20 protein-coding genes are annotated in these 21,266 nt (G+C 52.7%); 11 read left to right on the top strand and 9 right to left on the bottom strand.

From position 1 onward, the window contains the following. Positions 1 to 80: 80 nt before the first annotated feature. Positions 81 to 557, top strand: coding sequence for a helix-turn-helix domain-containing protein (locus sS8_RS01180; RefSeq protein ID WP_119628049.1), 477 nt, complete (start codon positions 81 to 83; stop codon positions 555 to 557). After that, a complete protein-coding gene (locus tag sS8_RS01175; RefSeq protein WP_119628048.1) occupies positions 554 to 967 on the top strand; it encodes a transposase family protein in 414 nt (137 codons plus the stop codon). Before sS8_RS01180 ends, sS8_RS01175 begins: the two co-directional genes overlap by 4 nt. A 205-nt stretch (positions 968 to 1,172) precedes the next feature. Here the strand turns inward: sS8_RS01175 and sS8_RS01165 are convergent, their stop codons facing one another. The 5 genes from sS8_RS01165 to sS8_RS01145 form a co-directional block, all read right to left on the bottom strand. Next, on the bottom strand, positions 1,173 to 2,327 hold the full coding sequence (locus sS8_RS01165; RefSeq protein ID WP_232020474.1) for a glycosyltransferase family 2 protein: 1,155 nt from the start codon (positions 2,325 to 2,327) through the stop codon (positions 1,173 to 1,175). Positions 2,328 to 2,504: 177 nt separating this feature from the next. Further along, entirely contained in the window at positions 2,505 to 3,674 is a 1,170-nt protein-coding gene (locus tag sS8_RS01160; RefSeq protein ID WP_119628045.1) for a GNAT family N-acetyltransferase, read from the bottom strand. A gap of 113 nt (positions 3,675 to 3,787) precedes the next feature. After that, positions 3,788 to 4,906, bottom strand: coding sequence for a glycosyltransferase (locus tag sS8_RS01155; protein ID WP_119628044.1), 1,119 nt, complete (start codon positions 4,904 to 4,906; stop codon positions 3,788 to 3,790). Then, positions 4,893 to 5,750: a Stf0 family sulfotransferase gene (locus sS8_RS01150; protein ID WP_119628043.1), complete on the bottom strand. Its 858-nt coding sequence runs from the start codon at positions 5,748 to 5,750 to the stop codon at positions 4,893 to 4,895. The genes sS8_RS01155 and sS8_RS01150 overlap by 14 nt, the downstream gene beginning before the upstream one ends. Positions 5,751 to 6,146: 396 nt before the next feature. Then, positions 6,147 to 7,205, bottom strand: coding sequence for a hypothetical protein (locus tag sS8_RS01145; RefSeq protein WP_119628042.1), 1,059 nt, complete (start codon positions 7,203 to 7,205; stop codon positions 6,147 to 6,149). Between the two features lie 474 nt (positions 7,206 to 7,679). Between sS8_RS01145 and sS8_RS01140 the strand changes: the two genes are divergently transcribed. The 3 genes from sS8_RS01140 to sS8_RS01130 all read left to right on the top strand — a co-directional run bounded on the left by sS8_RS01140 (position 7,680) and on the right by sS8_RS01130 (position 10,979). Next, positions 7,680 to 8,609, top strand: coding sequence for a CPBP family intramembrane glutamic endopeptidase (locus sS8_RS01140; protein ID WP_170160895.1), 930 nt, complete (start codon positions 7,680 to 7,682; stop codon positions 8,607 to 8,609). Between the two features lie 5 nt (positions 8,610 to 8,614). Continuing rightward, positions 8,615 to 9,340, top strand: coding sequence for a carboxy-S-adenosyl-L-methionine synthase CmoA (cmoA, locus tag sS8_RS01135; protein ID WP_119628040.1), 726 nt, complete (start codon positions 8,615 to 8,617; stop codon positions 9,338 to 9,340). A gap of 544 nt (positions 9,341 to 9,884) precedes the next feature. After that, positions 9,885 to 10,979, top strand: coding sequence for a triose-phosphate isomerase family protein (locus sS8_RS01130; RefSeq protein WP_170160894.1), 1,095 nt, complete (start codon positions 9,885 to 9,887; stop codon positions 10,977 to 10,979). A gap of 215 nt (positions 10,980 to 11,194) precedes the next feature. Here the strand turns inward: sS8_RS01130 and sS8_RS01125 are convergent, their stop codons facing one another. Both sS8_RS01125 and sS8_RS29765 read right to left on the bottom strand, forming a co-directional pair. Continuing rightward, positions 11,195 to 11,602: a hypothetical protein gene (locus sS8_RS01125; protein ID WP_119628038.1), complete on the bottom strand. Its 408-nt coding sequence runs from the start codon at positions 11,600 to 11,602 to the stop codon at positions 11,195 to 11,197. Positions 11,603 to 12,089: 487 nt separating this feature from the next. Continuing rightward, positions 12,090 to 12,338, bottom strand: coding sequence for a WGR domain-containing protein (locus tag sS8_RS29765; protein WP_119628037.1), 249 nt, complete (start codon positions 12,336 to 12,338; stop codon positions 12,090 to 12,092). A 1,001-nt stretch (positions 12,339 to 13,339) separates the two neighbouring features. Here sS8_RS29765 and sS8_RS01115 point away from each other — a divergent pair. Beyond that, positions 13,340 to 13,717 (top strand): hypothetical protein, encoded by a 378-nt coding sequence (locus sS8_RS01115; protein ID WP_119628036.1) that lies wholly within the window; start codon positions 13,340 to 13,342, stop codon positions 13,715 to 13,717. A 528-nt stretch (positions 13,718 to 14,245) separates the two neighbouring features. Here sS8_RS01115 and sS8_RS27875 read toward each other — a convergent pair. Further along, positions 14,246 to 14,425, bottom strand: a complete 180-nt coding sequence (locus sS8_RS27875) for a hypothetical protein (RefSeq protein ID WP_170160893.1) — start codon at positions 14,423 to 14,425, stop codon at positions 14,246 to 14,248. A gap of 402 nt (positions 14,426 to 14,827) precedes the next feature. Here sS8_RS27875 and sS8_RS01110 point away from each other — a divergent pair, with 402 nt between their 5' ends. Then, positions 14,828 to 16,243, top strand: a complete 1,416-nt coding sequence (locus sS8_RS01110) for an L-serine ammonia-lyase (RefSeq protein WP_119628035.1) — start codon at positions 14,828 to 14,830, stop codon at positions 16,241 to 16,243. Between the two features lie 258 nt (positions 16,244 to 16,501). Then, complete coding sequence (locus sS8_RS01105) at positions 16,502 to 17,635, top strand: aminotransferase class V-fold PLP-dependent enzyme (protein ID WP_119628034.1); 1,134 nt, start codon at positions 16,502 to 16,504, stop codon at positions 17,633 to 17,635. 77 nt (positions 17,636 to 17,712) lie between these two features. Here the strand turns inward: sS8_RS01105 and sS8_RS01100 are convergent, their stop codons facing one another. Beyond that, positions 17,713 to 18,123 carry an SRPBCC family protein gene (locus sS8_RS01100; protein ID WP_119628033.1) on the bottom strand — a complete coding sequence of 137 codons (411 nt, stop codon included), beginning with the start codon at positions 18,121 to 18,123 and terminating at the stop codon, positions 17,713 to 17,715. Between the two features lie 173 nt (positions 18,124 to 18,296). Here sS8_RS01100 and sS8_RS01095 point away from each other — a divergent pair, with 173 nt between their 5' ends. From sS8_RS01095 to sS8_RS01090, 3 genes are all read left to right on the top strand, one after another. Continuing rightward, entirely contained in the window at positions 18,297 to 19,619 is a 1,323-nt protein-coding gene (locus sS8_RS01095; RefSeq protein ID WP_119628032.1) for an IS4 family transposase, read from the top strand. A 683-nt stretch (positions 19,620 to 20,302) separates the two neighbouring features. Then, a complete protein-coding gene (locus sS8_RS27500) occupies positions 20,303 to 20,761 on the top strand; it encodes a hypothetical protein (RefSeq protein ID WP_145986365.1) in 459 nt (152 codons plus the stop codon). A 2-nt stretch (positions 20,762 to 20,763) separates the two neighbouring features. Beyond that, positions 20,764 to 21,156 carry a hypothetical protein gene (locus sS8_RS01090; protein ID WP_145986364.1) on the top strand — a complete coding sequence of 131 codons (393 nt, stop codon included), beginning with the start codon at positions 20,764 to 20,766 and terminating at the stop codon, positions 21,154 to 21,156. The last annotated feature ends 110 nt before the right edge of the window (positions 21,157 to 21,266 follow it).

Raw genomic sequence — 21,266 nt, 5'->3', positions numbered from 1 at the left:
CGCGGCTCTTTCAATAGACATTATCGGAAACTAGCATGGCAGTCTGTCATTGAATAACGAAGAGAACTAAGGGCAAGAGTATGGTTTCCTACGAAGGTGTGAAGCAAAAGCCGAGGACATTGATGGCCATGACCAGTCTGAAGGCCTCCGAGTTTGAGGAACTCTTGGTTTCTTTTGCGGCGACAGGGGACGAAGAAACCGGCAGGAACCTGACTAAAGGAGGGCGTCCGCCGATTATCGCGAGCATGGCCGACCGGCTGCTGTTCATCCTGTTCTATCTGAAGACCTACCCTCTGCAAGAGGTCATCGCGCATCTGTTCGGCATGAGCCAACCCCGGGCCAACTTCACGATCCACCGGTTGAGCAGGGTGCTCAACAAGACACTTGACGCCCGCGGGCACAAGCCCGCCCGGCTCACCGAGGAGATGCTGTCCAGGCTGGAGCAGGAGACGCGGCAGGACTTGGGCATAGACGGAACGGAAAGGCGCATCAACCGCCCCGTCAACGACCTGGGGCAACGCATCCACTACAGCGGTAAAAAAAATGCCACACCGTGAAGAACAACCTTGTCGGCGGCCTGGAGGACCGGCAGGTCAAGTACTTGGGCTCGACCCATGAGGGCAAGAAGCACGACAAGAAGATCTGCGACGAAGAAGGGACCCGGTTCTCCGACGGCGTCGAGCTGTATCGCGACAGCGGCTTCCAGGGACACGAACTGGCGAATGTCACAGTCCACCAGCCGAAGAAGAGGCCGCGCAACGGCCGGCTTTCGGCCGACGACCAGGAGGCCAACCGGCTCCACTCAAGCATCCGCGTGATCATCGAACACATCCTCTCGGGAATCAAGCGGTGCCGCGTCGTCAAAGACGTGTTCAGGAACACCAAGGAAGGCTACGACGATGTCGTCATTGAATTAGCCTGCGGCCTGCACAATCACAGGAGCTACTGCCGAAACCAGAGTTATTGATAGCCGGCCTTTTCCTCTGTTCCGGTTATGAAAGGTGGTTTCCGATAATGTCTAATGTTGATCAAGGATCGATTGTGGCCGACCACCACCATGGGCAGTGCCATGAAGCCAGCATGCTCCGCTTCCCTTCTCCTGCCGGACGGATTTCTCTGGCGCGGATTGGGTCGAGTGAAAACGGCATCGGGCATCGTTTCCAATTCTCCCGTCATTCCATACGTCGGGCCTTTTCCCATAGTACGGTTTGTCGACCTTTTGAATACCGAATGAGCCCGCTTAGCGAAGCGAAATTTCCACTTGCAATGTAATACCAGATCCCCAGCACTCCCAGCTTCCAGCCGATTTTCTCGGACACCCAGCCAATAACCGCGAGCAGGCCGAATGCCAGCTGTGCCCAGAATAATATCGCCACAATCACGGGCGTATTGGGGTACAGCATCAGAACCGCGCTGGAAACAAATACACCCGCACTGAAGAACGGCAAAAAAAGCCGCATTATTTTATGAGACACCAATTGAAAAATGGCGAGCTTGTCCTTCCATGGCCATAATTTCTTCGCATTGGCAACCAGTTGAAACCGCCCGGCTGCTATACGTTGTCTACGAAGAATTTCATCGCGTGTCGACATTGCGGAATTTTGGAAACAAAGTGCCGCTGGTTCGTATACAACCCGAAAGCCTTTCCGCAATGCTTGCATTGCGAGAAAAGCGTCATCGAGAATCATATCGATCGGTATCGGCTCAAATAGGGACGCACGCAGGGCAAGCATCGCTCCGCTGACACTGATCGTCGACCGGCACTGAGTTTCCTTGGTCTTGATATAAGCTTCGTAACTCCAATAGGAGTTTTCGGAATTGAAGATAGGCGATTTATTCTTCTGCAAAGTCCTGTTCCCGTTAACACACCCGACCTCCGGATCATTCATGTTTCTAACCAGCATATCGAGGCTCTCGGCGTGATAAATGGCACGGGCATCCGAAAAAACCAGGATTTCCCCCATCGCCAATGCTGCTGCGCGGTTCATCGCGGTGGCTTTACCTTGCCGCGTAGAAGATTGAATAATATTAACTCCAGGTTGATTAGCATATTCGTTGATTATAGTTGCCGTTTTGTCAGTCGATCCGTCGTTTACCACGATAATCTCCAACAGATTTTTCGGGTAGTTCAAGCGCAGACAGTTTCCGATTTTTTTGCCTATGATATCCTCTTCGTTATACGCACACACGATTAGGCTTACGGACGGACGAATCGGTGCAGTATTGATACGGCGACGCCTTAGAGAGGCAAATACTGTAATTAAAATCGGGTATCCGATATAAACATAACAAACCAGGCCTAGACATAACCACAACGTCAATAACATCATATTTCCTTGATGTCTCCGCCAAACCAGTTTCCTGATGGTGTCGTCTGTCTTAGCAAGAGTTCTTTCCTACATTGTCGGCACCGGTATTTCAAAAACTCCGCCACAAACGATATTCAAGCCTTTTCCTGATCAGCACTTCGTCTCACTGATGCCTCCACTTGCGCCACAGCGAAGTCAAGTACGGGCAAACCGGTCAGGTATAATATTCCAGTTCCGCAACTTTGGTTTCAGCTTTAGCCACAGAGGATGAATCTGAAGAACCGTGCTTTGATAGACATATGCGAGCCAACCTCTGACAGTTGGCTTGCAAAAATAATAGTGAAACAAATTATAAGCTTTGGGTTTCCACTGACTATGCCATAAAGCATCGGTGATTAAATTGTTAAATCTTATATCTGACCTTCTTTCGCAATATTTCATCAGATATTCGCGTAGAAGATGCCCTGGACTGCAAGATGCATAGCGCTCGTCGTAACCGATTTTAAGCGTATATAGAGTCCCATCCGTAATCAGGCTAAATTCACAGGCAATAGGCTTATCGTAATGCCACATAATATGAATTTCGCATCCGCCGAACTCGGAATAGCTTTCCATCAGAAGCCTATAAAAACGCTCTAGGTGTCCATCCAACTTTATGGCCGTACCTACACCGTGACGTCCTTTCCAACCGGACGCTTCGATGTCCAGGAATATCTCATACGCCCGATCCAGATCCGAACGCGTACATGCCGATGTATAAGTAATTTCACCCAAACGATCAGCCCGTTTTTTCGCTCGTCTTAGATTATTTCGAAAAGTCGTTGTAAATCTTTGAGACATCGCATCAAAAGGCCTTACAGTCAAATAGTCGCATCTGCCGCAACTTCTTTGAACCGTAAGAACATCAGTTTGTTCTGCAAGCGCGAGTGCCGCGGATGATTCCTCAAGGACACGCGGGAGATAAATGTAGTCCCACGATACACCTTCGATTTCCTTAAGATGCTTCAGCACCAGCGGTATGTATGTCCTTAAGCGTTCCGGTTTTGCTACGATAAAATCGTTGAGACAGATATGCGGATGACTGGGAAGCTGAAGGATTTCTAGCTTTAACCCTAATATTCGTTGCCACGACGGTTTCAGCGGAAATATCGCTTCCGGCTTATCGTCGAGATACACTATCGTGAATAAAACTGAATCCGGCTCGTCTTCCAGGGCATTTAGATAACAACGGAACCAATCAACCAGATGAAAAAATCGCTTGCGAGTCATGGCGTCGGTTATCTGATTCCATTCCTTAGCAATTTCCTCAAAACCCGATAACCCTCGATGTGTCCTGATACTCAGCCGTCCAGAAATACTTTGCATTGGTCAATCCCTTACCGTTCCGGTTAGCCATTTGATCAGCTAAAAAGGCGAACCTTAGTGACATATGGGTCCGCGAAACAACTCATTTTGATCGGTCGTATTTGAGGAGTCCTCTATAACCGGTTCCATTGATAGATTTCGAGTGTCTTGTTGTACATCTCGGTAACATCGGACTTTTGCTTTACGAGCCGAAATGCGGCTTCCCCGAGTGCACGTGCATCCGCGGGGTAATCCATAAGCCAATTAATTCCATGCTCCAGCGCATTTATGTCGGCCGGTGGAACCAGAATCGCCGTCTTGCCGTGTTCGAATAACTCGGAGAGACCACCTACATCGCTTAACAGCAAGGGCAGACGAAAGCTGCACGCTTCCAGCGCTGCATAGGGCAGGCCTTCGGAAAGTGATGGCAAGCAGAATGCGTCGCTGCCACTTAAAAGTGCAGGAACGTCATTTTGGAACCCGGCAAAATGGACTATATCGCCCAACCCTGACTTCCTTACCTGCTCCTGATATTCCTCACGTCGCGCTCCATCGCCAACAACAAGGCACCTGAGCAGGGATTTCGATTTGGCTACACGTCCTAATGCGCTAAATAAATACTCGTGGCCTTTGACCGACTCGAGCCGTCCCACTACGGTAAGCACGAACACGTTCGAATCCCATCCTAGTTCCTTAAACAATGCCGCATGGCGGCCGGTTGAACCTAACTCGCCAAAATCAATGGCATTATGAATTAGGGATATTTTCGTCGGAGCAATGCCCAACTCACCGAGATAGTTGTGTACCGATTCCGATACTGCGATAAAGTGAAAACCGAGGCGATAACACAGGAGTAAAATCAGTTCATATAGTCGCCCTTTCAGCGAATAGCCGTGTTCCTGCCCGTAAGCACTGTGGACTGTGCTTACAATTTTTTTCGCACCTCCCAAAAGTGCAGCCAATCCACCCCAAAACTGAGATTGTGGATTATGAACATCGATTACTGAATACGCGCCGTTCCGAATCAAACGATACAGGTAAAGTAAGACCCGCGGATCTCCACGCGAAAATGGCACGGAGAAACAGACCAAACCGGCAGCTTCCAACTGCCGATGCAGGACGGAGTCTTGTAAAGTGACGACGGCGTAGGGTCTCTGTCCGTGAAGCATTCGTGCCAAAGTAACAACGCGTACGTCGGCACCTCCGTAGAATTTTGCCAAATCGACGATCAATACCGGTTCATTTCGAAGCATGGCCTTGGGAGCGGTTAACGTCGGTTGAGCTATAGAGGTGTTGCTCCCAAGGCGTATTTCTTAATGCCTCGGACACTTCGTCAAAATTTGAAATCAGCTGAGCAAGTGATTCCGGATTTTGCTTTTTATAGGCGACTCTATTTGAGTTCCATCGCTCGGCACCTACGAATCTAATTGCCTTCTCGGCTATTTCATCGAAATTATTTACGAGGTCTTCATAATAAATCTCGAGTACATCGCGGTGCGCAAATCTATCGCGGGTTTCGGATTCCCAGTTTTCGATCTGCATAATCTGTGGGATCAAGTTTTCAGGCTCGAGCCGAACTCTCTTCCGGTCTACCGGTATTTTTCTGTGATAATTCGTTTGCTGCCAAATATCGGTCTTAAAAGCTATAGCTAGAGATACCAGCGTCTGCAGGCGATTACGACGCATAAGGTGTATGATCTTGAATTCATTAAGCTTTTCGAATTCAAGCCATTCATCTTGTGTCATGTGATTGTAGAAAATCTTGCAGCCGACTGCACGAATACAACGTGCGTATTCTTTATACAAGCAAGAAATAGTGTCTTCGAATCCCTGCCCTATAATTCGATTGTCCGCACTAAATATTTCATGGAACATCTCGACTTCAGGGCTTGATCGGAAGATATCCAGCAAAAGATTTGACCCTGTACGCGCATGCCCGATTAGTGCGAATCGCGTATAATGCGTGTGCACGCCGGACGCATGACTGATAGCCCATAAAGAGGCCGTTTTTAATACTGAATGAAGCCGTACCAAGCAACCGTCTCCTCGTAAAATATCCTTGAGGCACGCTGTGTCCGGAACTTTTCGGAAATCCATTTCCTGTTTCGGTTGAAATCCGGTCGGTTCGGAAATCCTGAATTCCTATTTAGGGCGTGATTTCAGGTATTGACCAGGCGGATGGATAAACGGGTAATACCTCGTCGCCACGCATATTCCTGATCATCCGTATGCCTAAGCTGTATTGTGCACGTTATTTCATTGAGGTAAAACTCGAACATCTACCTAAGAAAGGCTACTTACGCGAATCATTCATATCTCTATTTGTTACACCGTACCCTAGGTGGAATGCGGTCATGTTTGCGATATCTCGATTTCCCTTTTCCGTCGGGAACGCTCGCGACTAAAGCTATCCCTTCCAGCACAGGAAATATATTCAGAACCTCATTGGTGTTTGCTTGGAGAAAACCCGGACGCGGATTTCGGCTTGTCGACTCAATTTTCCGGCGCTATCGCATAGATCCGCTCTTGGGCAATCAGGCCATCGAGCAAATCGGTCGGGTAGTTCTTCCAGCCGATCGATTGCTCTCCCAATCCCAGGGCGTTCCATTTGTTACGCGCGGTGGCATAATCCTCGAACTGGAAATGTGCGCCGCCCGCGCTGTCGGTAATGAACCAGCCATAGTCCCGAAGTGCAACGGCGATGATCCGGGCGATCCGTCGGGTCTGGGCAGGCAGCTGTTTCGGCAGTGAATCGACCCATTGCTCGATCTCGGCGTCAGTAACTTTCAGGGCAAACCGTGTACCCATGGGGATGCCGTTCTCGGTAGTCTGGCCGTCCGATTTGGTGGCGGGCGGCACGAAGGTTTTCGCCGTATTTCGGCTCGGCATGGACAGGGCGTGTTCGATCCTACCCTGGGCGATTTCCTCGGGCCTGACCAGCATGGCAAGATAGGGAATACCGCTGCCTCGAGACGGTTTGAAGCCGTCTTCCTTGGTGAAATACGAGTCCGGGATGAGGTTGCCGTTGGAAACGTGGACGACCGCGCCATCGAAACTTGCCTGCCACAGATCCCATTCGCGCCCATTTTTCGGATCCAGGATGATCATCTGGCTATCGGAACCGGACGCCGGCTTCCAGTTCGGGTTCCACGGGATCTTGGTACCGTTGAGTTTGCTCCACGCCGGCGCTCGAACCGGATAATAACCTTGCGCCGTGTCAGCCATATACACGGGATAGGTATACCCGCTGAACGATAGATTAAAATTGCCCGGCCGGCGCGCCGCATGATGCCAGAGACGATAGGCCAGAATATCGGATTGGGGATGCCGCCGCAGTCCTTTTACCGGTGTATTCCATGGCGCTTTCGCGCCGAATGGTCGCACATAAGGTGTCGTTTGAGGCTTTGGATGTTGTGCCTGCGATTTTTCGGCGAGCAAAGCGGGCCGGTCATCGACCGCCGGGAGCGATGCAGCATCGAGCGAAGAACAGCCGTAAGACACAACTAGCACGATACTGACCAAATTGTAGGAAATAACGTCCTGTTTGCGCATAAAAAAATCCTTTTTTGGCGATTCTAAACAATCAAAGCTCGCTTTAAAACCGGAGCGGACTGTTCGAGCCCGTGCGTTTGAAACAGCCGCGGGCCGCGTAACCACGCCGAACCAGCCGCCGGACCGGGCCGGCCCTGCTCCACCACTGCATGAACTCCGGCAAAAATGGAGTCGGTCGCCGCTCGATGGGCACATGATGCGAGCGGCAATGATCACAAGGCTTTGGCAGACAAAACCAAGCCGCACTCGCCGGTGCTGCCCAGCGCATACTTACCGCATCAGGGCGAAAAACGCTCGATGCCGGGTATAATTCCTGCGAAGACAGTCGCTCGCTCGGTAAATTGGACAGACCCTGGAATTTGGGACCACTCCGGCTTTTTTGCCATTCCGGTCGAGCGCCCCTGTTTGGCGGCTGCCTTCTCCGGGTTTGGCTGTCCTCCGACTCTTACGCATAAACATCCCAAAATCCTGGTCATGCTTTCTCTGAGAATCGTAACTTCGGCGGCACTCGTCCCTTTGTTCGTCGTACTGCTCTGCGCCTTGCTTGCGGCTTTTGCGGCCTATCCGATCTTTTGGATCACGGGCGATGCCATCGGGTTTCACAGTTTGGTAAACCGAACCGGCCATTTACTGCTTCTTTTCAGTGCAGTTCCCGCCGTGAAGTATTTCGGCCTGAGCCTGCGGGATATCGGAGTGGGAGGCAAGTCGGAATTCGTACGCCGGGCTGCAGTCGGTATTCTGGTGGGCGCCGCAATGCTCGCTCTCCATGTATGGGCGCTGATCGCTCTGGGGGTCCGCGAAATCGATACCGAGGCCTGGACGAGTGGCAGCCATATGGGCTCGGTTGCACTGAAAGCACTCGTCATCGGATTGATCGTTGCAATCATCGAGGAAACGATTTTTCGCGGTGTCCTGTTCGGCGCACTTCGAAAGGCAGCCGGGGCCGTATCGGCGGTCGCCATCAGTTCGTTCTATTTTGCCCTGCTCCATTTCTTGCGCAGCGACCTGAGACCTGCCGCATCCGAAGTCGGCTGGTCCGCGGGTTTCCGAATCGTGAGTGATGCTTTGGGCAATCTATCCGCCCTCGATCCCTCGTCTTTCCTCGCCCTATTTCTCGCGGGAGCCTTTCTCGCCTGGATTCGGGCCGCACTTCCGGCGGGCTTGGGATACTGCATCGGTATCCATGCCGGCTGGGTCTGCATCATCAAAACCACTAAAGCAGCGACCAACACCACCGCAAGCGGATACTGGTCTTTTCTGACAGGGTCTTACGATGGTGTGATCGGCTATCTCACGGCAGCCTGGATGAGCGTTTTGGTCGCTCTGCTCGTGATCCACGTTCGCCGGTCGAACTCCGATAAAAACCGGAAAACGCCGGATGGATTTGTAAATGAGTCGGCTTGAAGGCGATGATCAAAGACAATTTATTTAAGGATCAACAGACCATGGTGATGGATTTCGATTTCGGAAAGGATACCGCCGAAGTTTTCGACGACATGCTCGATCGCTCGGTCCCCTTTTACGGGGAAATCCAGCGAATGATCAGTGAAATTGCGGGATATTTCGCCGTACCTTCAACGAACCTTTACGATCTGGGCTGTTCGACCGGCACGACGTTCATCGGGCTCGATCCGGTCGTTCCGGAGAAGGTGAACTTCATCGGCATCGACTCCTCGCCCGAAATGTTGGAAAAGGCGCGGAAGAAATTTCAGGACTCTGCTATCGGACATCCCTACGAGTTGATCTGCATGAGCCTGGACGACGGCGTTCCGATTCTCAATGCCTCGGTGGTGATCATGAACTTGACCCTGCAGTTCGTTCGTCCTCTCAACCGCGACCGCGTGATCGCAAGCATCGCACACGGACTGAATGATGGCGGCTGCCTTGTCCTGGTGGAAAAGGTACTGAGCCAGGATTCGACCATCAATCGGCTGTTCATCAAGCATTATTATGAATTCAAGAAGCGCAATGGTTACAGCGAACTCGAGATTTCCCAAAAGCGAGAAGCCCTGGAGAATGTTCTCATTCCCTATCATTTTGAGGAAAACCGGGAACTGCTCCTGCGCAACGGCTTCAAGTCCTGCGATGTCTTTTTCCGCTGGTACAACTTCTGCGGGATGCTGGCCTTAAAATGAGGTTTACGTTACCGGACTTGGAAATTGTCATTTTTCCGCTTTATTTCGGCTGCCGTTTCTCCGTCGGCTCATCCACATTTTCCGTGGACAACCCTGTGGATAAGTCCGTGGATGATTTTCGCCGACATCGGCCGATTAAGCCTTTGCGTCAACCTGGCCAAGTTCTTTACAGTTCTTCTCGGCACCAGAGCTATTTGACATAGATCATTGATATTTTTCAGCTTTCGAACGCCATAACATCAAATCAAGCACTTACGCTTTGCTTGTAAGCAGCGGCTGACACCAAACATGCCTGTCAAGTCTTGACAGTGGATAACTTCAAGGAAAAAACCGAAAAACGGCTCCACAGTCGAATTCCTATCAGGACTTGTATTTTCGAATCGGATATAACCTGGGATGGCCGGTAATGGAAAGATGAAACCGGAAATTACAGCAGGGGCGAGTTGTATTGTGTCCCCGCAATCCCCATGATAATTCCACGGGGCGTTCCATCGCGCGCATGGCCGTCCGCACCGCGACTCCGGATCAAAAGGAAACCCGAAGCATGAAAACGGCAAGCGTACACCGAAACTATTATCGCCAGAGAACGGCCAATCAATGGCAGAAGATCGAAGCGGAGATTGGAGATCCAGGAGCGATCAGGCCCTTCCTCGCCGGCAACTGGAAAATGAACGTGATCCCAAGATCCGGTGTCGCGCTCGCTGCAAGAATTTTCGACCTGTGCAAAGGCGTGAAGGACGTCGACATCGGCCTCGCTCCTCCCTTTACCGGACTCTCCACGCTCGGCGATTACATCAAGCCGGATTTTCTCCGAACCGAATACGGTCTCGGACGAAACGTATTCCTGCTCGCACAGGACACTTTTTTTGAATCCAAAGGTGCATTTACCGGAGAGATTTCGGCGGAAATGCTCGCGTCCATCGGCGTCGACCGCGTCATAATCGGACATTCCGACCGCAGAACCAATCTCGGCAAATATTTTGGATTCGGGCCCAGCATCGCAAAACGCCTATCCAGAAGTTTTCTTTTGCAGGAACTGGAGGTGCTGAGGACGAAGGAGGACGCCGATCGCCAAATTCTCGCCGCTCTCGAACACTTGGCTTCCGAAGCAAACCAGGATGTCTTGACCGGAATCCAGCGTTTTCTGGAAGAAGAACTGATCGAGCGGGCCGGCGAAAGCGACGAAGTCATACAGAAAAAGGTGCAGGCCTCCCTGGCCCACGGACTTCAGGTGATCCTTTGCGTCGGCGAAAACACGGAAGCCCGGGAAACCCATGAGACCTTTAATCTCCTGGATCGCCAATTAAGACCGGCATTCGAGGTGGTTTCACCGAGGACCGCAAGCGAAGTCGTCATCGCTTACGAGCCGGTTTGGGCCGTCGGAGAAGGCGCAAAGCCCGCAAGATTGGAGCAGATCAGCGAAGTACACGACTTCATCAGGAATTTGATCATGGACCTGTACGGCGAACAAATCGCCTCGACAATTCGAATTCTATATGGCGGCAATGTTAAACCCGATAACATTGCCGAAATCATGAGTATCGCGGGAGTAGACGGCGCCCTGGTCGGTGGAGCTAGTTTAAAAGCATGGGATTTTGCTCAGATCATCAGATTTGGCCTGGACTGTCCCTGTTACTGAGACCCGCTCAAACAATAATTGCGAATAGGCGACGGGCATCTCTGCAGTACGGGTGATCCATCGGTGACGCTGAGGCTGACACGTGCGAACGTTTACGCCATTCTCCTTGGCTTCCGGGATGTGGATCCGAATCGCCCCTAAGTTTTGGAAAACCCGGCCCTCTCGAACTTGAAAAGGTGTTGATTCCGACGGTACCGTCGGTAATCGAGTAGAAATTATGCCAATAATTTGCGATTGTCGGCGGTACGGGTTTTCTCTCTTTTCCAATCAAAGGGAGGATCGTTATTCGGTTTCCGATAAAATCGGGGATCGTTATACGGCTGTGGTGGTACCTCGGGTCTAGGAGAAATTGAGCCTGGTTCGGTCGGTTGTGGCGCATCGCTGGATGTTTCGGAGTTTTCCTGCATGTCCAGTGTGTCCGTGAAGTACCTGGCTTTCACGCTTGCCCAGAAAGTATCGACTTTGAACTGAAAATCCGGAAACAAATGGTAGATGATGAATGGTATCAAGACGGCCGCGATCCACCGCCCATGGCGGCTAACCCTGCGGCGGGTGTTCTTATCGCGGACCAACCTTCTGTTGCATACCTCATCTCGATACCAGTTTCGATCATAAAGTCCCATTTCGTTCCTCCAAAAGAAAAAACCACAGTTCGCTTTTCTTTTCGGCTGTCGGACAATAATTTTTAGGCCTCTCCGAGATTCACAGAACGATCTTCCCAACTCAAGACAATGATCCGCCCTCCCGGTCAGCGCCCCTGCTGAATACGGAGAAGTCAACCAAATATCAGGTTGCTCGCCCCCGGCAGGAAAGCTGCGCGCTTATGGAAGTCCGCCTTGCTTCGAACCACCTCTCGGAATTTCGCGATCCCCCTGGCGGACAATTTCAGGTTCATGACGAAAAAGTTTTCGGTTCCAGCGAATCAGGCAAGCACAGTTGCCGGAAGAGCCTTTCCGAGGGGGCCGGCACAACCTGCATCGTATTGAGCTTTATCCTAGATCCGAACGGAATCCGGGCAATGACATTTCTTAAAATCCGGCATGCTTATTCTTGATTCGGGAAAGAGTTACGGATCAAAAGGTAAGGTATGACCTGGGCAAACGAAATATTTTATAAAGGTACCGGCTCATATCCGCGCCTCTTGCGCTGACTACAAACAGAAGCCAGCAATGCTGCGGCATCACGGTATGACCGGCACGGGACACGCGTGATCTGCCCCATCGGCGACCCTCGGCGCCCCCAGATCCGCGTCAAAACCCAATCACCCCAAAGATCTTGTTGTAGATGAATCTCGTAATACCGAGACTCCTTTTCCCAACGGAGTCGAACCGGTACGGAATCTCCAAACTCGTCAGTCATGGCACGCACAAGCGACAATTGATAAGACTGGACCTCACCCTACCACATAAGGCCCCAGTAACCAATCGCGCGTCCTGGCCTGCTCAGTCGGCTTGCCGGACATGAGAACTTCAGATCCTACGGTCCAAGGGCAACGCCACGGCCGAACCTGTTCCGGATCAGCTGTCACGTTGCCCTTTTTCTCTCTGCTCCGAAGATTCACAGCTAATTAGCGTCATTAACTCCGAGAGTAATCATTTCCGGCCATACCCAAGTTTTCGTTCCCGCGGGTATAGTCCCGGTGTCCATTACACATGGCGAGATTAATATAATATGAAAGAAGGTTTCTCCATACTTTTTGCCTACACCAGTAATTCTGGCAATGCAATGACAGTTATTGAATGTAGCATTAACTATGGCACCTGGTTTCATATGGGTAATCCCCAATTGGTTTCACAGTCAATTTATGAGATCACTCCAAGTGAGAGGAGTTCATCGAAAATCTTGCCCACCCCGTATCCATCCCACGGAAACGAATGAAGCTCGGATTTCATAAAATAGCAGAAACCGAGTGCTGTAATAAAGGGACCCAGGAACTCCAGAACAGAAAACAGGAAGCCGATACAGATTACAGATAAACGAGTTAGGCCGAACAGCCTTCGCGACCTTGCTCCGCCGAGCGTTCAGCAGCCGGATCGGCAACTGCTTAACCAAAACGCGCACAATGACCCGCGAAACGCGACAGCCGTGTCGGAAACCTCCATTTACAGGCCATTTCAAAGCAATACCTCCGGGAACAGCCGTTGGACGTGTTCGACCGTTCAGACGGACTACCAGCCCCCAATCGGGTTTGCAGCGGCTTCACACAAAAGGCGAGATCGATATCAGGCAGGATGTTCAGGTCTCATCAGAATTTTCCGGCACATCGAAGCATCCACTTGCGGTTTCCAGTGTGATCTGCCGGTAAAAACTTTAGGCTCCCTCCGCTGCCTATATAAGAAAGCGCATAGGCAAGGAATCTTATGATCAGCTTGATTTTCGAAAGCGGCGCGGGAGGCCTCCCCGAACAATTAGGACCCGCGCCATGGTTCCGTGTCGGCGGCAACTTCATTCATCAGGGCCCACAAGGAAATATCGCGGCCACCTACCGCAATCATTTCTGGGAAACGCAAGGACGACACTTTACCCGTTACGATTGCAACGAGCCGGTACGAATAGCTTTTGAAAATGCCGCGGGCGAACCGTCCGAGTGGTTCGGACCCTTTGCATACGTTTCATGCGCCGATGGAGTGGTGTACGCCGAGGACCGGCTCTTTGCCAAATTTAAGGAGGAATCCGACCTTTGGCATTGCTACCCAACGAATACCTACTGGCCGATACTCGTGTTCGGCTCCCCGTAGAAAAGCACCCGGTACCCGATCCGGCACACCGCGTATTGAATAGGTCTGGGGATAATTCGGGTCGGCACGCATTCTCCCAGGGTTTTGGCGGAGCTGCTCACCTGCTGTTCACGCCCATCGAGCTTGACGTGTTCTCGCCAAGTTATTGAATTTTCGACACGCCACTATTACAGCTAGATGAATTAACGAGTCATGAGAAATTTCCGGCCTGACCTACGTTTTGTACGACAGCAAGAAAAGCACCAACCTGGATCACATCCCGCTCCGGAAAACCTGTGCCCTTCTCTGGCATGGGGAAAGTGAATCCACGGTGCGGGGGTCATCGGATGCTACCGTTCGAATAGCAGCATCCGGGGCTGTGACGGAAATCATTCATTACCCGATGCTCAACCATAGGGCATCTGCCGTTTCATGCACCATCGCCGGTGATTGAGCCGATGACACTTTAACCGGAAGGCAAGCCGCTTGCTTGTTGTTCATCTGTCGAGACCGATTTTGCCAAAAGCGAAGCTCCGAACGTCGACCGCCTCATTCCGACAGCGGCTGCTTGGACGGATTATCAATACCCGTTGCGTTTATAACCGTGCGCCATTGCGCCGATGAACCGCGAAGTACGGTGCTTCGAACATCATCGGGAACTAGAATAAACGCTACGAACACCACTGTCGCCAGCAACGCTGCAGCAGACACGGCGAAACCGACAAGCATAAATCTGACAACGCAGACGGACGGTTGTTGGCACGTCAGAGCACACATCGAATCGATCCTCTTGAAAAAAAGTTAGCGGCTCGAGGGGCAAACAGGTTGCCGTCCCAAAGCCTCGACGTAACGGTAACGCGTTGGACGGGCGCGTTCTGTGATTTAATGCCAAAAGTGAACGATGGGCCGTAAACCAAATCTTAATTTGGAAGTCAGACACGCCTGATCCGATAATACGTACCGGCCGGACGTGGCTGTCACGTATTCGGGGCGTCGATCGAGAGCCTGGCAAAACTCCGGAAGCCGAATTTTCGGGTGATGCTGTGGCGCGGCTTGGTCAAATTTTAGCCTTTCCTCCGTTTGGCTTCCGCGCGATCGTCAGCGATCGTCATGGATTGTTTACGAATTTTCATGGATTCCATTAGTGCATTCGAGATCATTAAAGTCGGAATCGGCCCTTCCAGCTCCCACACAATGGGGCCGTGGCGGGCGGCATTACTGTTTCTGCAAGTTTTGGGTGATCCGCACCGGGTCCGGTCGCTTAACGTCCGACTCTACGGATCCCTGGCCAAAACGGGACGCGGACACGGCACCGACGTCGCTGTCTTGATGGGCCTTTCCGGCGAGGATTACACCAGTGTCGACCCTGCTGTCATTCCGAGACGGGTTGCCGAAATCAAGGCCAGCGGCGTGCTGCCTTTGGGCGGAAAAGAAAACGTCCCTTTCATCTACGAGCGGGATTTGGTATTCGAGAGTTCCACCACCCTGGCACGCCACCCCAACGCAATGCACTTCCGGGCCATCCTTACCCAAGGCGGCGTCGTCGAGCGCATTTATTTTTCTCTCGGCGGCGGATTCGTCGCTTCCGACGACGACCCCGAGCCGGCTTTTACGGCACGTATCGTAACCCCTTACCCCTGCCACTCGGGACAGGATTTGCTGCGAAATTGCAAGGCGCTCGTGCTCTCGGTTTCCGATCTGACCTATCTGAATGAACAAGCGTGGAGGTCCCGGGAAAATATTGCCGCCGAGGCGTTACGTCTGTGGCGGGAAATCCAGCGCTGCGTTTTCCACGGTGTGCACCGTGAGGGGTACCTGCCCGGCGGCTTGCGCGTCAGGCGCCGGGCTCCGGAGATGCATCGAAGATTGCTGAACGACACCTCCTATACGACCATAGAGCAGTGGTCAAATCTTCTGCGCCGTCAATCCCGCGATTTCGCCAACGTCGATCGATGGGTGGTGTGTTTCGCCCTGGCGGTCAGCGAAGAGAATGCATCGTTCGGCCGAATCGTCACCGCCCCCACCAATGGCGCGGCCGGCGTGATTCCCGCCGTTCTGATGTACGCCTGGAGTTTTTTGGACGACTTCGACGAGGACAAGATCGTCCGCTTCATCCTCACCGCCGGGGAGATCGGAACTTTGTTCAAGAAAAACGCCACGATTTCCGCCGCCATGGGCGGCTGCCAGGCTGAAATCGGCGTATCGTCTGCGATGGCGGCCGCAGGGCTGGCGGAAGTGTCGGGCGGCTCGCCGGAACAGGTGTTACAAGCGGCGGAAATCGCTATGGAACACCACCTCGGCCTAACTTGCGATCCGGTCGGCGGGCTGGTGCAAATTCCGTGCATCGAGCGCAATACCATGGGCGCAGTCAAGGCGATCACTGCGGCGACCATTGCGCTGGACAGCGATCCGCTCGACGCCAGAGTCAGCCTGGATGCGGTGATTCAAACCATGTGGGAAACCGCGCAAGACATGAACGGCCGCTACAAGGAAACCGCCGAGGGCGGTCTGGCCGTACACATTCCGGTCAACGTGCCGGAGTGCTGAATGAAAAACCGGAAATGGGGTACCTGGCTGCTTGCTCTATGTTCAAAAATCCCCTAGACCGTGTCATCGCGTTTCCGTACTTGTCGTACTCCAGACAATTTCCCGGCCAGTTCGCATCCGGACTCGGCGAGCGGAAACCTGCGAGAGAACCTTATTTTTCGCTAATTCGAACGACCTAGGAATGCGCCCGCGAATTCACGCCGTCTCTGACGGCGCATAAATTGCATGATTTGAGTTAAACAGCGAGGAGACAAACCCGTGCCTGGATTACTACCCAGCGTCGACCCGGATGGCCTGCTTGAATACTCGGTTGTCTACACCGACCGTGCGACCAACCACATGTCGAAAGTGTTTCAGGAAAGCATGCGCGACATTTCGCGCATTCTTAAGACCGTCTACAACGGCCAAACTGCCATTGTCGTACCCGGATCCGGCACCTTCGGCATGGAGGCCGTGGCACGCCAGTTCGCCACAGGCAGAAAATGTTTGGTCATACGTAACGGCTGGTTCAGCTATCGCTGGATCCAGATCTTCGAGATGGGCAACATCCCATCGGATTCCATCGTCTTGAGCGCGCGCCCGGTCGAACCCGAGCCGCAGCCCGCCTACGTCCCGGCTCCCCTCGAAGAAGTCGTGAGTACGATCAGCCGCGAAAAGCCGGACCTCGTGTTCGCGCCGCACGTCGAAACATCGGCCGGCATGATCCTGCCCGATGAATATTTGCGCACTGTGGCGGATGCGGTACACGCCGTCGGCGGCATGTTCGTGCTCGACTGCATCGCATCCGGCACGGTGTGGGTCGATATGCGCCAACTCGGGGTGGATATCTTGGTCAGCGCCCCGCAGAAAGACTGGAGCGCCCCACCCTGCTGCGGGCTGGTCATGTTGAGTCCGGCCGCGCGCGACCGCATCGAAACCACCACCAGCACCAGCTTCGCCGCCGACCTGAAGCGCTGGATGCAGATCATGGAAACCTACGAACTGGGCGGCCACGCCTATCACGCCACCATGCCGACCGACGCCCTGCGTTCTTTGCGAAACGTCATGCTTGAAACCGAATCGTACGGATTCGCCAAGGCGCGCCACGAGCAACTTGAACTCGGTCGCAGGGTGCGTTCGGTGTTAACCGAACGCGGCGTGAAATCTGTCGCTGCGGTCGGCTTCGGCGCGCCCGGTGTGGTTGTCTGCTACACCAGCGACGACGCCATCAAGACCGGCAAGAAATTCGCCGATCTCGGACTGCAGATCGCGGCGGGCGTCCCGCTGCAATGCGGCGAAGGCGCCGATTTCAGGACCTTCCGCATCGGCTTGTTCGGACTCGACAAGCTACAAAACATCGACCGTACAGTCGCAACACTGGCACAGGCCCTGGACCAGATCGAAAAGTTCTGAGGGATGGCGCCGTCCGTCGGTGCCCCACCACGCTAGCCCTGGCAAACACGGGGCTCGCGTGGCGGCCTGCAGGCCTGCTAACGCTTCATCTCCACATATCGCCCGAAATTGTCCAAGATGGCCTGCCAACCTGCGCGCTGCATCTCCGGCGGGTTCTCGCTCTCGGCGTCGAACACCGTTTTCACGAGGATGTTGTCGGCGCGCTCGACGAATTCAACCTCGACCTCCCGGCCGTCGCTCATCCGATATTCGATGATCTTATGAGGCACGATGCGGGTATATGTACCCTCGAAGTCAAAGCCCATGCTGCCGTCCTTGGCTTCCATGCGCGACAGAAACTTCCCGCCTTCGCGTAGATCCACGGTGCTCCGTATGGTGTGCCAGTCGTCCGAGGCTGCGTTCCACTGCTTGATGTCCTCAGGGTTGTTCCAAGCATTCCAGACGCTGCTCAGATTAGCCTTTATCACGGTCTCGATGGCGATTTTCATGGGTGTCTCCTTAAATAGTGCCCGTTAATGGGCAACCAATAGACGAACGGGAAGCGGTCAATTCGACATTATCGGCTGGTTTCTTGTTGCCCAGCGTTCCGCTTGAAACCACCCCATTACCCACAAGTCTCCTGATGTTGTAGGCTGTTGATTTCTGATTTTGTACTGATTTTGTGGCGTGGGCGAAAGATGAGTTTGGCGGGGCGGTGTTGGGAGACTCACGCTTGACGAAGCGATTGATCCGGCTGGCCGACGATTTGTCGTCGAATCCGACGGCGAGCATCCCCATCGCTTGTGGCGGCTGGGGGGAGACCAAGGCAGCTTATCGGTTGTTGGACAATGAGGCGCTGGACTGGCGCGCCATGCTGGAGGCGCATCGCCCACCGACAATCGGCCGAATGGTCGGCCTGGAGCGGGTGCTGTGCCTGCAGGATACGACGGAGTTGGATTTTACCAGCCAGCCTGGGATCGTGGGCCTGGGGCGCTTGAGCTATGAGCGGCAACACGGGATGTACCTGCATCCGACTCTGGCGGTGAGTGAAAGTGGGGTGGCGTTGGGGGTGCTGGACGCCTGGATGTGGGCGCGCAAGCCCAAGAGCGAGGCGGACGTGCCGGAAAGCCTGCGCTGGATCGAAGGCTATGAGCGGGTGGCAGAACTGGCGGCACAGGTTCCTTCGACCCGATTGGTCTATGTAGCCGACCGCGAGGGTGACATCCGTGCGCTGTTGGACCGCGCGGCGGCGCTGGGGCATCCGGCGGATTATCTGGTGCGGGCGCGGCATGACCGGGTGCTGGCCGAGGGTGGGAAACTGCGCGCCCAAGTGGAAAGCCAGTCGGCGCTAGGGGAGGTGGAATTTGCCTTGCCGCCGGCGCCGGGGCGGACGGGCCGGACCGTGGTGCAAAGCCTGCGCATGGCGCGGGTGACGCTGGCGCGGTGCGGTAGCAAAACCTGCGAGGTCACTGTGATCTTGGCGCGGGAAGAGTCGCCGCCGGCCGGCGAGAAGCCCATCGAGTGGCTGTTGCTCACCCATGAAGCAGTCGAGACCCTAGACGAGGCGTGTCTGCGCATCGCCTGGTACCGCCGGCGCTGGCTGGTAGAGATTTTCTTCCGCATTTTGAAAAGCGGCTGCCGGGTCGAGGCCCTGCAATTGGCGACGGTGGAGCGCTTGGAACGAGCGTTGGTGGTTTATCTGATCATCGCCTGGCGGATTCTGCACTTGGTTACGCTGGGCCGCGACTGTCCGCAGTTGCCTTGCGAGGTCGTTTTCGCTCCCGAGGAATGGCAGGCGGCGTGGTTGGTGGCGAAACGCCAGCCGCCGCCCGAAACGCCGCCTACGCTAGGGGAGATGACCCGGATGGTCGCCGGCTTCGGCGGCTTCCCGGGACGCAAGGGCGACGGCCATCCCGGCCCCAAGGCGCTTTGGGAGGGCATGCTGAAGCTCATGGCGTACGTTGAGGCGTTTCAGGCCGCCCGCAATGTCTATGGCGTCGGCTGACAGTTGTGGGTAATGGGATGCCATTTAACCGGTTTCAGCATCAAGAGTCCTCCTCTGGACGACAGGTTCAAAGGGGACTGGGGAATCCTGTGTCCCATGGCTTGGAAAAGCCCCCATGGGGATCCCCAAAAAGCCCCACCCAACCCGCCCTACGCCCTTTTCCGAGCGCCGGCCGGTCGGCTTCAACCAGTCCCTATCGCCGCAGCGGCGCCTGTGACTTCTCCGAACCACCACGGGAATACAATCCCCTATAATTAAAGAGCGCCGTACCGACTGGCCAGCGTCGGGGAGGTCGCGGTTTAGTCCAACAGACATTTATCCGTCATGCGCGATCTGCCCTCCCGCCTTCTTTGGCAACCTCGCTCGCGCACGACGGATAAATGCTTATTCGTTATAAATCGTAGGTGGAAAATATCACAATAATTTTAAGGTAAAAATCATGAAAACCTTTACTGATTATGCACATGAGAAAATGATGGATTTGTTTAACAATCATTCTAATGAGGTAGGAAGTGAGTTAAAGAAAAAAAGACCCAACTAAATATAAAGATTACACGTCCACTGACTGTATCACATATACGCTCAATGTTATCAGTTATGCTTTTGATAAAATAGGTAATGATGCTGCTGCACGACAAGTATGGAAGCTAGGTAAACGTGGTACGGATCTCGCTAAATATCTTGTGAATACACATAACTGGAAAGGCGTATATATAAATCCTGATTCTAAGCATCCTTTAGATGCAAATCCTGAGCACTCTTATTCTAGTCATTTGGCCATGAATACTTGCAAGTATTATCAAATACCACTTGAATATAAAGTACAAAACTACACAATTACCCCAAAAACTCACCCTGCCTTTCAAAAGCTCAATAAATCCGCGTCTGTATCTAAATTAAATACAGTTGACATTGCAAGCCTGGAAATGGTCAAGTTTGGTTTCGGTTTGTCTAAAGGTGGAATGCACACGTGGCTTTTCTCAAAAGGCAAAGTATATGAAGTGCATTGGGATAAAATTGGTTCTGAATTGTATGAAGCAACAGCAATTAGAGTATTTCCGTGGCTCAGTGGCGCGATTGTTATTCCTTATGACCAAGCATCGCATCTAGCAGCATCAGCGAAATTGAAATGCGGAGGTTAATAATGTTTAGGTCATTAATTTTATCAATTGCAATTCTTATATATAGTTGCTCGAATTCAAATAATCAAAATACCCTTGTTCTTAGTTATAGTGACTTTGGGCCGCAGGTAATTGCCAGTGAAATTATTGGTATGGAATGGTGGCAGTGGCAGTCGCATGGTGAGTCGCGCCCTACCAAATACGATATAAAAGTAGTGATTTACAATAAAATAGATATTGCAAACGTCAAGAAACTTTACCCTGTACTTGAAAAACAAAATCAAGACTACCGTTATTTAGAAAAGTATACAGCACTTAAATATCTTGATGAAAAAATAAAAGAAAATACTATAGAGAAAGTAACTAATACATTGATAAAAACAAGAGATAAAATAAAAAGTACTTTTAATGAATAATACGATTCATAACAAATCGCTTAGCTCGGACGCCCAAAGCGCTGCGCGCTTAATGGGCGCCGGCTAGCTCAGCGTTATGTGAATAAAACGAGATCGTAGAATGGATTTTT

Source organism: Methylocaldum marinum, assembly GCF_003584645.1.
GTDB lineage: Bacteria > Pseudomonadota > Gammaproteobacteria > Methylococcales > Methylococcaceae > Methylocaldum > Methylocaldum marinum.
This window is presented reverse-complemented; position numbering and strand designations above follow the sequence as displayed.